Source organism: Bradyrhizobium sp. Leo170, assembly GCF_004296405.1.
Taxonomy (GTDB): domain Bacteria; phylum Pseudomonadota; class Alphaproteobacteria; order Rhizobiales; family Xanthobacteraceae; genus Bradyrhizobium.
The window spans coordinates 44,732-58,898 of the sequence record NZ_PSRR01000003.1 but is presented as its reverse complement, the minus strand read 5'-3'; the positions used below and the strand labels follow the sequence as shown (position 1 = coordinate 58,898).

General features: G+C 62.1%; 15 protein-coding genes. 4 read left to right on the top strand and 11 right to left on the bottom strand.

Annotation, left to right across the window (positions count from 1 at the left end):
* Window positions 1-2 precede the first annotated feature (2 nt).
* The 3 genes from CWO89_RS01075 to CWO89_RS01065 form a co-directional block, all read right to left on the bottom strand.
* Window positions 3-242, bottom strand: a complete 240-nt coding sequence (locus CWO89_RS01075; RefSeq protein WP_130576826.1) for a hypothetical protein — start codon at window positions 240-242, stop codon at window positions 3-5.
* A gap of 246 nt (window positions 243-488) precedes the next feature.
* Window positions 489-827, bottom strand: coding sequence for a helix-turn-helix domain-containing protein (locus CWO89_RS01070; RefSeq protein WP_165420939.1), 339 nt, complete (start codon window positions 825-827; stop codon window positions 489-491).
* The gene (locus CWO89_RS01065; protein WP_130576825.1) at window positions 824-1,129 is read right to left on the bottom strand and encodes a type II toxin-antitoxin system RelE/ParE family toxin; all 306 of its coding nucleotides are present in this window, start codon (window positions 1,127-1,129) and stop codon (window positions 824-826) included. Before CWO89_RS01065 ends, CWO89_RS01070 begins: the two co-directional genes overlap by 4 nt.
* A 223-nt stretch (window positions 1,130-1,352) precedes the next feature.
* Between CWO89_RS01065 and CWO89_RS01060 the strand changes: the two genes are divergently transcribed.
* Window positions 1,353-1,988: an OmpA family protein gene (locus CWO89_RS01060; protein WP_130576824.1), complete on the top strand. Its 636-nt coding sequence runs from the start codon at window positions 1,353-1,355 to the stop codon at window positions 1,986-1,988.
* A gap of 102 nt (window positions 1,989-2,090) precedes the next feature.
* Here CWO89_RS01060 and CWO89_RS01055 read toward each other — a convergent pair whose 3' ends face one another.
* The 5 genes from CWO89_RS01055 to CWO89_RS01035 form a co-directional block, all read right to left on the bottom strand.
* Window positions 2,091-3,158, bottom strand: coding sequence for a response regulator (locus tag CWO89_RS01055; RefSeq protein ID WP_130576823.1), 1,068 nt, complete (start codon window positions 3,156-3,158; stop codon window positions 2,091-2,093).
* A gap of 96 nt (window positions 3,159-3,254) precedes the next feature.
* Entirely contained in the window at window positions 3,255-4,541 is a 1,287-nt protein-coding gene (locus tag CWO89_RS01050; protein ID WP_130576822.1) for a phospholipid carrier-dependent glycosyltransferase, read from the bottom strand.
* A gap of 261 nt (window positions 4,542-4,802) precedes the next feature.
* Complete coding sequence (locus CWO89_RS01045) at window positions 4,803-5,291, bottom strand: VOC family protein (RefSeq protein ID WP_130576821.1); 489 nt, start codon at window positions 5,289-5,291, stop codon at window positions 4,803-4,805.
* Between the two features lie 26 nt (window positions 5,292-5,317).
* Entirely contained in the window at window positions 5,318-5,743 is a 426-nt protein-coding gene (locus tag CWO89_RS01040; RefSeq protein WP_130576820.1) for a VOC family protein, read from the bottom strand.
* A 189-nt stretch (window positions 5,744-5,932) separates the two neighbouring features.
* On the bottom strand, window positions 5,933-6,958 hold the full coding sequence (locus CWO89_RS01035) for an alpha/beta hydrolase (RefSeq protein WP_130576819.1): 1,026 nt from the start codon (window positions 6,956-6,958) through the stop codon (window positions 5,933-5,935).
* Between the two features lie 239 nt (window positions 6,959-7,197).
* Here CWO89_RS01035 and CWO89_RS01030 point away from each other — a divergent pair, with 239 nt between their 5' ends.
* The 3 genes from CWO89_RS01030 to CWO89_RS01020 all read left to right on the top strand — a co-directional run bounded on the left by CWO89_RS01030 (window position 7,198) and on the right by CWO89_RS01020 (window position 11,292).
* The gene (locus CWO89_RS01030; protein ID WP_130576818.1) at window positions 7,198-8,724 is read left to right on the top strand and encodes an amidohydrolase family protein; all 1,527 of its coding nucleotides are present in this window, start codon (window positions 7,198-7,200) and stop codon (window positions 8,722-8,724) included.
* A 219-nt stretch (window positions 8,725-8,943) separates the two neighbouring features.
* Complete coding sequence (dld, locus tag CWO89_RS01025) at window positions 8,944-10,749, top strand: D-lactate dehydrogenase (protein ID WP_130576817.1); 1,806 nt, start codon at window positions 8,944-8,946, stop codon at window positions 10,747-10,749.
* 66 nt (window positions 10,750-10,815) lie between these two features.
* Window positions 10,816-11,292, top strand: coding sequence for a hypothetical protein (locus CWO89_RS01020; protein ID WP_207234371.1), 477 nt, complete (start codon window positions 10,816-10,818; stop codon window positions 11,290-11,292).
* A 19-nt stretch (window positions 11,293-11,311) separates the two neighbouring features.
* Here the strand turns inward: CWO89_RS01020 and CWO89_RS01015 are convergent, their stop codons facing one another.
* From CWO89_RS01015 to ggt, 3 genes are all read right to left on the bottom strand, one after another.
* Complete coding sequence (locus tag CWO89_RS01015; RefSeq protein WP_028162586.1) at window positions 11,312-11,818, bottom strand: cupin domain-containing protein; 507 nt, start codon at window positions 11,816-11,818, stop codon at window positions 11,312-11,314.
* A gap of 136 nt (window positions 11,819-11,954) precedes the next feature.
* Entirely contained in the window at window positions 11,955-12,332 is a 378-nt protein-coding gene (locus tag CWO89_RS01010) for an FKBP-type peptidyl-prolyl cis-trans isomerase (protein ID WP_245475627.1), read from the bottom strand.
* Window positions 12,333-12,439: 107 nt separating this feature from the next.
* Window positions 12,440-14,026, bottom strand: coding sequence for a gamma-glutamyltransferase (ggt, locus tag CWO89_RS01005; RefSeq protein WP_130576815.1), 1,587 nt, complete (start codon window positions 14,024-14,026; stop codon window positions 12,440-12,442).
* Window positions 14,027-14,167: the final 141 nt, after the last annotated feature.

Below are 14,167 nucleotides of genomic sequence, written 5' to 3'. Positions count from 1 at the left end.
GATTACTTGCCCGCCCGGGCCTCCAGGTAGTGCTTGCAGGCGCCGCGCATGTTGCCCTTGCTCATTTCGCTATTGGCCTTGCTGATGCTCTTGGCCATCGCCATCTTGCCGGGCCCTTCCGGCATCGTGTTCATCGAGGCCGTCGACTTGGCCATGTTCTCCGTCGTGCAGGCCATCGGCTTTGCTGAAGCAGGCGCAAAGACAACAGCCGAAAACGCAGCAGCCAGGATCAATCGTTGCATCGGAAAAATCTCCCTTGGAATGAAACCGGCGTGACACCGGCCAACACAATGCGCGTTGGCTCGCGGCCGCGTTTCCGGCGAAAAGTTATTTTTCCTGTATTGCAGTGGGATGAAGCAGAAGCGAACTGCGACCAGCGGTCGCGGTCGTCAGCTGATCTATTGTCCATGACCGAAAGGTGGCCTTCTCGGGCCGCCCTTTCTATTTCCGCACCTGCCAGCGCATGATCACCGCAGATGGCGTCGTCACTAGGCAGCGGCCGATTTGAAGATGATGCGTCCTGGCGTGCCGGACTTGCGGCTTGGTTTCATGGTGATTTCGACATCCTGCTCGAACACCGTCAGCATTTTCATGAGACGTCCCGCCGAGTAGTCCTCGAAATCGCCGCGCAGGAGGCGGGACAGATCCGGCTGATGGATACCGATGAGCTTGGCTGCTTTCACTTGAGTAAGCCCGCGATCTTTGATCAGCCGATGCAGTTCGTTCACGATATTGGCCTTTAGCAGCCGTTCTTCCGCGTTCGGCAAACCGAGGTCTGCGAACACGTTGCCGCTGCTCTGATAGGCTTCCAGCTTCCGCTTGCTCATCGTTCTTGCCCTTTGCCGAAATGCGTCCGGTAGTGCGATTCAGCATCACGCAAACGCGCTTTGATCAGCTCGATATCTCGCTGCGGCGTCGCGATCCCTTTTCTTGCCTTCTTCTGGAAGGCATGAAGCACATAAACGGTATCCGCGAACCGGACCGTGTAAACGGTCCGATAGGTATCGGTGTCAAAATCGTCAACAAGCTCCAAAACGGTTCGGCCGCCGAAGCCCTTCAGCGCCTTTGCAGCCAACGGCTCATCTCCGTTCCGGACCTGATGTAGTGCATAGCCGACCCGGTTTTGCACCTATGCCGGAAATCGCCTCAGATCCTTCAGACTGGAACCGAGAAAGATGCAGGACTTTTGACTTGGCGTCTTGTTCCCGACAACTGAATATAGGGGTATCCCTATAGATCGTCAACGTGATCTGGGTCACATTCCGGGCTTTGAACCTGACCTATCGTCGCAGCATCAAAGCGTCAGGCGAGAGCCAATCCGGCCAGCGCATACTTAAAGAGGATTTAAGACGATGACCCGCTTTCATGGAGTTTCCATCCTGACGATCGGCGCCGCGCTGTCGATGACTGCGGGCCTGGCGTTCGCCGGCGACAGTGTCGTTCGGGCCGACCAGATCGTAAACGCCCTCAAATCCAAGCCGCTGACCCGCGGCCTGTCGACCGGCCCAGAGCAGGTCGACACCGCGGCGACCGCCAAGGAGACCAAGTTCGTCGACAGCCTGCGCAACCGTCCGACCCGCTCGCTCTCGCTCGGCGAGCGCGAGGAGATTGCCGAGCTCGCCGCGACCAAGCCGCAGATCAACCTCGAAATCCATTTCGACTTCAATTCGGCCGAGATCAGCAAGAGCTCGGCACAGGCCGTGCAGGAACTCGGCAAGGCGCTGTCGAATCCGAGCCTGAAGGGTTCGACCTTCGTGGTCGCCGGCCACACCGACGCAGTCGGCAGCGAAGCCTACAACCAGGAGCTCAGCGAGCGGCGGGCCGACACGATCAAGAAATACCTGGCCGAGCGCTACGGCATCAACGGCTCCAACCTGGTCACCGTCGGCTACGGCAAGAGCAAGCCGAAAGATCCGAACGCACCGCTCGATCCGACCAACCGCCGGGTTCAGGTCGTCAACATGGAAGCCAAGACGGCGTCGCAGTGATGTAGTCGCCGTAGCCCGGATGAAGCGCAGCGCAATCCGGGAAATGTTCGAGACACGGCGAGATGGACCCGGATTACGCTTCGCTTCATCCGGGCTACGGGGCTACGGCTTGTCGAGCATTTCCCTGATCCTTGCCGCGAGCACGGTCTGCGTCAGCGGCTTCTGCAACAGCGATACGTCGTCGTCGGGCCGATCCTGGTCGCCGACGGCGTTACCCGCATAGCCGGTCATGAACAGCACCTTCAGGTTAGGCTGGATACGGTGCAGTTCGTCGGCCAGTTCGCGGCCGTTCAGGCCGGGCATGATGATGTCGGTGAGCAGCAGGTCGACATGGAACCGCCCGCTCTTGAACAGTGCCAGCGCGGCTGAGCCATTGGCGGCTTCACGGACTTTGTAGTTGAGGTCCTGCAGAGTCTCCACAAGGAAGGACCTCACGCTGTCTTCGTCCTCGACCACCAGGATCGTCTCGTTGCCGGCACTGCCGACCACCGGCGCGCTGTCCGCCTTGACCGGGTTGGCGGTTGTTAGAGGCGCCTGGTAGGCGGGCTTGAGATCGGGCGGCTCGCCCCGCGCATGGGTGAGGAGCTGCTGTGTCAATAGCGCCGCCCTCTGCGCGCTGGTCGAGGCATTGCCGATCACGCGCGCCAGCCGGTCGCGCTTGACGCCGCCGTCCGATTGCACGCTGCGCGCGGCGATTTCGAGGTTGCCGCTGATAACAGTCAAGAGATTGTTGAAATCGTGCACCACGCCGCCAGTCACCTGCTGCGACTGTCGCAGCAAGTCCTCGGCCTCGCGGAGCTGCGACGGCGAGGGCAGCGCCAAGAGCTTCGGCAGCAGCGGCCACAGCATGGCGGCGGTGACGATGGACGCGGCCGCCGTCAACAATTTGACGATGCCCTCGATGCCGTAGATCGGCACCCAGAGCGTGACGATCGACAGCACGTGGGTGAAGCCGCAGAACAGGATGAAAAGCGCAAAAGCCCAGAAGACCCAGCCGAACGCGACGTCGCGCCGCTTCGACACGAAGATGGCGAGCGCCACGGGGATGGAGAAGTAGGCCGCCGCGATCACCGCATCAGAGATGACGTGGAGCCAGATCAGTCCAGGTTCCCACAGCAGGCAAATTCCGTGCGGGGAAAGCGTTGACGAATCGAAGAGACGCTCCAGCATGACGGTCGTTCCACTGCCTTGAAGCAGATCGATGGACCTACCTTTGCATGCCAAAATCCATGAGGGGGTGCGGCACGTCAAGCCCGCCGCGACAGCTCAGATCCAGCCCCGGAACAGCATCAGGTGGTTGAACGTCGCCGTCGAGGTACCGATGAAGGCCGCCGAGATCGGCAGCATGACCGCAAAGCCCAGCGCGCCGATGGCGACGAAAGCCCATAGCAGCCAGCGCGGAGTCCGGCTGCGGATCAGCGCGTAGACCAGGGCAAAGCTCGCGGTGGTCGCGGCCGGCAGGTAGTAATAGATGAAGCCGAGCGTGCGCGGCAGCAATGCCCAGGCGAGATAGGGACCAAAATAGAACGCCAGCACCAGGAACGCATCCGCCCGCCGCACCACGATCCAGTCGCGCAAGGCCACGGTGAGCGCGGCCAGCGCCGGCCACAGGATCAGGGGATTGCCGAGCAGCACCACTGCGGCGATACGGTCGTCACCGAGCTTGTCGAAGAGATACCAGACCGGGCGCACCAGGAACGGCCAGGACGGCCATGGGCTCATATAGGTGTGGCCGGCGATCGCGGTGGTGGTGTTGTCGGCAAAGATGCGGCGCTGCGCCTCCAGGATATCGGGAAACGAAAATCCGCAGAGCGGAACAAAGCTGGCGAGATAGACGATCGCGGGCAACAGCACGAAGCATGCGGCAAAGTGACGGGGACGAAAATCGGGCCAGAGGTCGGGCCGGTACCAGTCCTCCGGCTTGGGATCGGCGAACTGCGTGCGCCAGCCCTGCATCAGCCGAATCACGGCGACGATCGCGATGCAGGTTGCGAGCACGAACAGGCCGCTCCATTTGCAGGCGGCAGAGAGGCCGGATGCGATCCCGGCAAGCGCAAAGTAAAGCTGCGGCCGCGCCCGCCTGAAGCCGTAGGCGAACGCCGCGATCGCGAACAGGCTGAAGGCGAGCGCGAAAATATCGAGCATCGCGATCCGCGACTGCACGAACAGCATCTGGTTGAATGCCGCGATTAGCATTGCCGCGATCGCCGATGACTGCCGGGTGAACAGCGCCAGTCCGCCGAGATAGACCGCGACCAGCGCAAGCGCTCCGAACAGTGCGGCGGGATAGCGCCAGCCGAATGGATTGTCGCCGAAAATCCTGATCGACAGCGCGATGAGCTGCTTGGCGAGCGGCGGATGCATCGGGTTGAGCATCGGCTCTCGCATCACCGGCTCCAGCATCTGCCGCGCCGCCGGCACGTAATGCACCTCGTCGAAGTAGAATTTTTCCGGCGCGGTCACACCGATCAGGAGCAGGAGATGCGCGACGATAAAGATGCTTGCCGCGGTGAGAACAGTGCGCGCGAATGAAACGGAAGGTGATTCAGGCACGATATCTTCGGCGATCGCGGTGCAGCAAGAAAGCCAATTGTGAGCGCCGCCGATTTTTCTGTCCACCGCATTGAACTATTTCGCGTCGACCGTCACCAGAAATCGACGTCGTAGGACTGAGACGCGTAGGCTGGGCAAAGCGACTTGTCCGCCGTAGCTCGAAGAGCGAAGGCGGAAGCGTGCCCACCATCACGAATAGAGTGCTGAGGGTGGGCACGGCGCGAAGAGCGCCTTTGCCCACCCTTCGCATTTGCGCTGGTGTCACGCCGCTGACTTGCCCTCATACGCGCGGCGCAGGCCTTCGATATCCAGCTTGACCATGCCGAGCAAGGCCTGCATCGCGCGCTGTGCGCCGGCCTTGTCGGGGCCGCCGATATATTTGGGCAGGACGCTCGGCACGATCTGCCAGGAGACGCCGAAGCGGTCCTTCAGCCAGCCGCATTGCTCGGCCTTGCCGCCATTGGCGAGCAGCGCGTCCCAGAGCCGGTCGACTTCGGCCTGGTCGGCGCAGTCGATCACGAAAGAGACGGCGTGCGTATATTCCATTCGCATCCCGCCGTTCAGCGCCATGAAGCGCTGACCGGCCAATGTGAACTCCACCAACAGCACTGTACCGGCTTTGCCGGCGGGACCATCGATGATGTTCTTCTGGACTGTGTCGATCTGGGAATCCGGCAACAGCGAAACGTAGAGCTTGGCGGCTTCCTCGGCTTCGCCGTCGAACCACAGGCAAGGGGTAATCTTGGACATGAGAAACTCCTTTACGTGATCGACGATCAAGCGCCGGCGGTTGCGGCCTTGGTGGCCGCCTCGACATCCATCCACATCACTTCCCAGATGTGACCGTCCAGATCCTCGAAGCTGCGGCCGTACATGAAGCCGAAATCCTGCTTCGGCCCGGGGTCGGCACTGCCGCCGGCGCCGCTGGCCTTGCCGACGATGTCGTCGACGGCGTCGCGGCTGTCGGCCGAGAGGCAGATCAGGACCTCGCTCGATGTTTTTGCGTCTGCGATCTTCTTGGGCGTGAATTGCCGGAACTTGTCATGCGTGAGTAGCATGACGTGAATGGTGTCGGAGAACACCATGCAGGAAGCGGTATCGTCGGAGAATTGCGGATTCTTGGCCGCGCCGATCGCCTGATAGAAGGCGGTCGCGGGGGCGAGGTCAGTGACTGGCAGGTTCACGAAGATCAGTTTGGACATCAGGGGCTCCTTTGCATGGGGTCCGGCCCAAGGACGGATGGGCGGGCGGGAGTCCGACAAGGGGGGCGAAAAAATTTCTGCGGCGGGAACCCACCCGTCATTGCGAGCGCAGCGAAGCAATCCACGCCTCCGCGTGCCGAGAGATGGATTGCTTCGCTGCGCTCGCAATGACGGGGAAAGAAGACCGCCTCATGTCGCGATCGGCGTCGGCATGGTCAGGAACGACCGCGTCACGTGCCAGAACAATTGCCGGTTTATCGCGAGCACCACCGAATGGGCTGTGCCGGGGAGGATGACGAACTGGCGGTCGCCGTTCGGCAGCCGGTTGAAGAACTCCTCGAGATCGGCGACCGTCGCAATGCCGTCATGTTCGCCGCGAATCAGGAGCACCGGCGCCAGCACCTTTTCGGGATGCACCACCGGCAGATTGGCGGTCATGTCGAGATAGGTGCCGGTCGGGATCTGGTCGCCGAACTGCAATTCCGCATCCGCCAGCGCTTCCATCACGGCGGGGTCGGAGGTGCCGGGCTTGTCGCGGGTCGCGATCGAGCGGATCATGTCGCGGTCGCGCTTGCGCATGTTGTGCGAACGGTAATAGTCAAGCTGCTCGCCGCGCTTTGCCAGCGTCGGCGATCCCTCGCCCTTGTAAGTGAATGCCGTGAACACCAGGCGATCGATCCGCTCGGGCGCGGCCATGGCGTAGGCGCCGGCGCGCAGCGCGCCTGAGGACTCGCCGACGAAATGATACTTCTGCCGGCCGGTCGCACCGGCGATGACCTCGACCGCGGCTTTCAGGTCCTCGACGCCGCTGGCGATATCGGAATTGCCCGACGTGCGGCCCGACTTGCCGTAATTCTCGTGGTCCATGGTCCAGCAGTCGAACCCATAGCGGGCGAATTCATTCATCACGGAATATTCGCCCTTGCCGGGCACGCTGACGTCGAACACGCGCGAGGTCACCGACGAGCCGTGAACGAAGAACACGACCGGCCGTGACGGCTCCCCGGCCTTCGGGGCGCCGATTCGCTTGCGGTACATCCAAAGCGGAACGTCGCCCTTCTTCGCCCAGTATTCGCTGCTCCAGATCTCCCCGCCTCGCGGCGGAACCGGCGTCTCGGCCCGCATCGGCGACGCGCCGATTGTGCCGACGGCCATACCGGCGCCGATACCCTTGATGACCGTGCGCCGTGGGACCGTATGTTCCGAACGCGCCATCGCTTGTCTCCCCGGTGGTTTCGGATTCTCTGTCCGATCGTTGGTCACGACTTTAGCAGTGTTGGCGCGGCGTTGCGAGAGAGCTGGAAATCATCGCGCCGTCCGCGCGCGTCGCAAAACCCGGCGCACGCGTTTGTGAACATTGCCGCGGGAAGAAGTCGCGGACGCTTTGCAAAACTGAGCCTAGTCTTTGCTGCCGCGAGACCGGAGAAAATCCGGCGCAATCCAGGGAGCACTTCATGAGCAGCAACCTCACCGAAGAAGAACTTGCAGCTTTGATGCCGTCGGAACTTTGCCAATACCCGACACCGATCCCGACCCAGATCGTCTCCAGCGACGAATTCTATCCCGACCCGCAGAACGAACGGCAACGCGAGGTCGAGGCGCGGCTGCTCGCGATGGCCGAGGAGATCGGCGCCAAGCAAGGCATGGACCGCCGGAGATTCTTCCAGACCGCAGCCGGCATGGCGGCCTCCTTCGTGGCGATGAACGAGGTCTATGGACCGATCTTCGCGGTGAGCAAGGCCGAAGCCGCAACGCCTGCGATGGCGCAGGAGCGCGCGGACGCGCTGAAAGACCAGTTCATCATGGACATGCACACGCATTTCCTGCGCGACGACACCCGCATCATGGGCTTTGTCGAGATGCGCAAGGCGGTCGGCAAGGCGGGTTGGAACAAGCAGATCAGCGAGCACGAGCAGACCATCGAGGATCTGAAGTTCAACAACTACAAGAAGGAGATGTTTCTCGACTCTGACACCAAGATCGCGCTGATCTCGTCGGCGCCCTCTGACATCGAGCAGGACTGGTTCCTGACCAACGAGCAGATGGCGGACGCGCGCAAGAAGATCAACGACGAGGCCGGCTCGCGGCGGGTGTTCTGTCACGCGATCTTCACGCCCGGCCAGCCCGGCTGGCTCGACAAGCTCGACGCGGCGCTGGCGCTGAAGCCGGAGTCCTGCAAGGGCTACACGATCGGCGACAACACCCACAAGGAGATCAGCCGTTATCCGTGGCGAATGGACGACGAGAAGGTCGCCTACAAGGGCTACGAGAAAATGGTGAAGGCGGGCATCAAGAATGTCTGCGTGCACAAGGGACTGTTCCCTCCGGGCATCGAGAAGCAATACCCGAACCTGCGCGGCTTCGCCGACGTCGCCGATGTCGGGCAAGCCGCGAAGGACTGGCCGCAGCTCAACTTCATCATCTATCACTCCGCCTATCGCCATGTCGGCGGCGACCCCAAGGTGGCGCTCGCCGAGTTCGAGCGCACCGGCCGCATCGCCTGGACCTCTGACCTTGCGGACATCCCGGCGCAATATGGCGTCAACAACGTCTATGGCGATGTCGGACAATTGTTTGCCACCACGCTGGTGGCGGAGCCGAATGTCTGTGCCGCGCTGATGGGCACGCTGATCAAGGGGCTCGGCGTCGACCATGTCTGCTGGGGCTCGGACTCGCTGTGGACCGGTGCACCGCAATGGCAGATCGAAGGTCTGAGGAGGCTGGAAATCCCCGAGGCGATGCAGAAGAAATTCGGCTATGCGCCGCTCGGTCCTGCGGACGGACCAGTGAAACGCGCGATCTTCGGCGACAACAATGCCCGCCTCTACGACATCCAGCCCAAGCGCGCGATGCTGGAATTGAAGGGCGACCGCTTCGCGATGATGCGAGCCGAGTACGAGAAGGCCGGGCCGGAGCCATCGAACATGCGCTACGGCTACGTGGTGCCAAATGGGACGATTGACCACCGCGTTTTTGCGTGAGCTTTGCGGATCGGCAGCGCCACGTAACGTTGTGCTGCGCTGCCGATCCGGCGCCTATTCGGTAGGCATCTCCGCCTCGCCTTTTCTGTTTGCACGGTAGTCTTGCATCACGCTTGCGTCATGGGCGCAGAAATCCCACCCCTGGTTTTTGACATTCAGGAAAAGGCGGCTTTACGAATAGAGGCAGCGGCTGCGTTACAATAACTGGAGCCTTCAGCCATGGAGTCTGCTGTTCGATTGCTGCCCAACTCGACCGACGACGGCGAAGAGAGCGTCACGGATGACGCCGCCCTTCTTAAGCGTCTTTCCGGTATCGTCGGAAGATCCCATGTGCTGACCGGCATGGAGAGCACCCGCAGATTCTGCACCGGCTTCCGTTTCGGGCATGGTCAGGTCCTCGCAGTGGTCCGTCCCGGCACCCTCGTCGAGCAGTGGCGGGTGTTGAAGGCCTGCGTCGCCGCCAACAAGATCGTGATCATGCAGGCCGCCAATACCGGTCTTACCGGTGGCTCCACGCCCGACGGCAACGACTATGACCGTGGCATCGTATTGATCAGCACCATGCGGATCGCCGGCATCCACCTCATCAACGACGGCAAGCAGGTGGTGTGCCTGCCGGGCGCGACGCTCTATCAGCTCGAGGACCGGCTCCGGCCGCTGGAGCGGGAGCCTCATTCCGTGATCGGCTCGTCCTGCATCGGCGCCTCCGTGTTCGGCGGCATCTGCAACAATTCAGGCGGTGCCCTGATCCACCGCGGCCCCGCCTTCACACAACTCGCCCTGTTCGCCCGGATGGACGAAGCCGGCGACGTTCACCTTGTCAACCATCTCGGCATCAACCTCGGCAATGATTCGGAAGCGATGCTGGAAAGGCTCGAAAGCGGAGCCTTCACCGAGGCCGACGTCGCGAACGATTCGAACCGGCTCGCATCCGACCATGACTATGCGACTCATGTCCGCGACATCGATGCGCCGACCGCCGCCCGCTTCAACGCCGATCCGCACCGGCTGTTCGAGGCGTCAGGCAGCGCCGGCAAGGTCATGCTGATGGCGGTGCGGCTCGATACCTTCGCCAAGACCGCGCGAACCGGTGCCTTCTATATCGGCTCCAACGATCCTTCCGAACTCGAGACGATCCGCCGGCACGTCCTGGCCAGCTTCAAGTCGTTGCCGATCTCCGGCGAATATCTGCACCGCACGGCCTTCGACATTGCGGAAAAATACGGCAAGGACACGTTTCTGGCGATCCACTATCTCGGCACTGCCTGGCTGCCGATGCTGTTCGCAATCAAGGGACGCTTTGACGGCATTTGCGAGCGCCTGGCTTTCCTGCCGGGACACCTCAGCGACAGGATCATGCAATTTGCGAGCTCGCTGTTTCCGCGTCACCTGCCGAAGCGAATGATGGACTATCGCGACCGCTTCGAACATCACCTGATCCTGCAGATGGGCGATGACGGCATCGAGGAAGCCGAGCAATATCTGACGTCGATGTTTCCCTCAGAGAACGGCGACTTCTTCACCTGCACCAAGGACGAAGGCGCCAAGGCGATGCTCCACCGCTTCGCCGCTGCGGGCGCTGCGGTGCGCTATCGCGCCGTCCACGCCCGCGAGGTCGAAGACATTGTCGCCCTTGATGTCGCGCTGCGCCGCAATGATGAGCAGTGGTGCGAAAGCCTGCCGCCCGACATCGATGCAAAGCTTATGCACAAGCTCTATTACGGCCACTTCTTCTGCCACGTCTTCCACCAGGACTACATCGTGGCGAAAGGACATGACTGTCTGGCGATCGAGGAGCAGATGTGGAAACTGCTCGATCAGCGCGGTGCCGAATATCCAGCCGAGCATAATGTCGGCCATCTCTATCATGCGAAGCCTGCGCTGGTCGAACACTACAAGGCGCTGGACCCCTGCAATGCCTTCAACCCCGGGATCGGGCGAACCACCAAGTGCCTGCACTGGAAGACCGGGCTTGAAGCAGGGTCGGCCCAGGCCCCCAAGATCAGCGCTTCCTGGACTTCCTGAACCGACCGCGACGTCGACAACGACGGAAGCATCTTTCGAAGCACATCGTCCAGCCATGATCGTCACATGACCGACGCGTCCTTGATCTCGGGTTTTGCAGCACTGGCCGGTGCCGCCATCGGAGGCCTGACCTCGGCAACGGCGGCGTGGTTCACCCAGCGCACCATGGCGCATTCACAATGGTCTGCTGGCGAAAATCTGCGCCGGCAGGACATCTATCGCGAATTCATCGAGATCGCATCGAAATGCTACATCGACGCGCTCCAGCACGAGAAACCCGACATTTCAGATCTGGTCGGGATTTATGCCAAGATCTCGCGGATGCGGGTCTTGTCATCCGCCGGGATCGTCGACGAGGCCGAACGGGTTGCGCAGAGAATCCTCGATACCTACACCGAGCCCGACAAGACCTTCGTCGAACTGCGAGGCATGGCCGAAGACCATGCCATCGACCTCCTGCATGGCTTCAGCCTGCCGGCTGGAGTACGAGCAGTATCGCTCGCGGCAATTCTAACGCCATCATCGCCGCGAGCGTCCCAATAATGACATCGCGGCTTCGCCGTCATTTCTTCTCATCGGGATGGCGGTGGACGGGATCGACCCACAGCACCGTCTCCGGCTTCTCCACCGGCTCGATGTCGAGATTGATCGCGACCGCCTCGCCGTCGCTGCGGACCAGCACGCATTCGAGCACTTCGTCCGGGCTGGCGTTGATCTCCTGATGCGGCACATAGGGCGGCACGAAGATGAAATCGCCGGGGCCGGCTTCGGCCGTGAATTGCAGATGCTCGCCCCAGCGCATCCGCGCCTTGCCCTTCACGACATAGATGATGCTTTCGAGATGGCCGTGATGATGCGCGCCGGTCTTGGCGTCGGGCTTGATGGTCACGGTGCCGGCCCACAGCTTCTGCGCGCCGACGCGGGCAAAGTTGATCGCGGCCTTGCGGTCCATGCCGGCCGTCGACGGCACGTTCGGATCGAGCTGGTTGCCGGGAATAACGCGGACGCCGTCGTGCTTCCAGCGTTCGTCATGGTCGTGGGAATGGGAGTGATCGTGGGTACCGCTCATCTCTGCTGCCTTCAAAAAGACTGTCGCGGTAACGCTACAGAAACTCGCGGTCATAGGCCAGACGAAACAGATGCTCTACTCGCTTCTGCCCGTCATGACCGGCTTTGTCCCGGCCATGACGGAGAGAGCTGGGCCTCTACTTCACGGCTAGTAATTCGACGTCGAATAACAGCGTCGCATTCGGCGGGATCACGCCGCCGGCGCCGCGCGCGCCATAGCCCAGATTGGGCGGGATGATGAGGGTGCGCTTCCCGCCGACCTTCATCGTACCGACGCCCTCGTCCCAGCCGGTGATCACCTTGCGCTGGCCGATCGGAAATTCGAACGGCTCGTTGCGATCCACCGACGAGTCGAATTTCTTGCCCTTCTGGCCGTTCTCGTAGAGCCAGCCGGTGTAATGCATGACACAGATCTGGCCGGGCTTCGGTGAAGGACCGGTGCCGACCACGGTGTCGATGATTTGCAATCCTGAAGGTGTCGTCACGGTTTTTCCTGCTGGTTGGGCCGATGCCATCTTCGACAGGGCCGGAACGGAGATCGCGGCCGCGGCGGCAGCGATGGTCTTGACGACGCTGCGTCGAGTGAAGTTCATGTTACCACCTTTCGGATTGGCGCCCAGCATCAATAGCCGAGCGCGCAGCCGTCCTTGCGCGGATCGGAACCGCCCGTCAACGTGCCCTTGTCCCAGTCGATCCAGATCGCCTGTCCGCCGCCGAGCGGAGCAACCACGCTGGTGGTCTTGTGCCCGATCTTCTTCAGGCCTTCGACGATCGCGGCCGGCACGCTGTCCTCGAGCTGATAGACGCCCTCGTAATGCAGGCCGCGCGGCATGTCGATCGCTTCCTGCACGTCGCAGCCATAGTCGAGGATGTTGGTCAGCACACGGGTCTGGCCGACCGGCTGGTACTGCCCGCCCATCACGCCGAACGGCATGATCGCGCGGCCGTTCTTGGTCGCAAGGCTCGGGATGATCGTATGCAAGGGACGCTTGCCCGGCGCGATGCAATTGGGATGGCCGGGCTGGATGCGGAAGCCGCCGGCGCGGTTCTGCAAGAGGATGCCGGTCTTGTTGGAGACGATCGCCGAGCCGAAGGAATGCGCGATCGAGTTGATGAAGGAGCAGACGTTGCGGTCCTTGTCGACCACGGTGATGTAGACCGTCGACGGATTCATCGGCGGCGCGACATTGGGCAGCTCTAGCAGCCGGTCCATCCGGATGTTCTTGATGTATTCGTCGGCGAATTCCTTGGCCAGGATGCCGGCGACGTCGACATGGACGTGCCGGGGATCGCCGATGTACTGCTCGCGCATCATGTAGGCGATGCGCGCGGCCTCCGCCTCGAGATGGAAACGCTCGACGCTGAGCGCGGGGAATTTTGTGAGATCGAAACGCGAGAGGATGTTGAGCATCACCAGCATCGTGATGCCCGGGCCGTTCGGCGGGCACTGCCAGACGTCGTAGCCCTTGTAGATGGTGCCGATCGGCGCGGTGACCTCGGTCGAATGGTCAGCGAAATCGTCCAGCGTGTGCAGGCCGCCGATGCTGCGCAGCGTCGCGACCATGTCCTCGGCGATCTCACCGGTGTAGAAAGCCTTCGGACCGTCCTTCGCGATCGCGCGCAGCGTCTTGCCGAGCTCGGGCTGGCGGATCACGTCGCCGGCGACTGCGGGCTTGCCGTGCGGCAGCAGATAGCGCTCGGTGTTGGTGCCGTTCTTCAGCTTCTCGAACTGGTTCTTCCAGTCGAAGGCGATGCGGGGCGCGACGACATACCCCTCTTCCGCGGCCTTGATCGCCGGCTGCAGCAGCTTGTCGAGGCCGAACTTGCCGTGATCATTGAGGATCGTCTGCCAGGCGTCGACAGCGCCGGGAATGCTCACCGCATGCGCCGAAGTGAGCGGCACCGAATGGATCTTGCGCTCGAGATACCATTCTGCGGTCGCCGCCATCGGCGCGCGGCCGGAACCGTTATAGGCCGTAATCTTGCCCTCGCCTCTCGGCTGCACCAGCGCAAAGCAGTCCCCGCCGATGCCGGTCGATTGCGGCTCGATCACCGCAAGCAGCGCCGATGCGGCGATCGCCGCATCCACTGCCGTGCCGCCCTCGCGCATCACGTCGATCGCCGCCAGCGCGGCCTCCGGATGCGACGTCGCCACCATTCCGTTGAGGGAGTGGACGGTGGAGCGGCCGGCGAAATGGAAGTTTCTCATTAAAGGTAGCTCGCTTGGTTGTTCTGCATTGGAGTTCCCGGCGGGGCGGGAGCTACATGACATATTCGTGCCGTTCTCGGCAATGGCTGGCATGCCAGAGCTGCGTTGCGCCGGGAAATCCGACTAAGGGTTTTCGCTGGC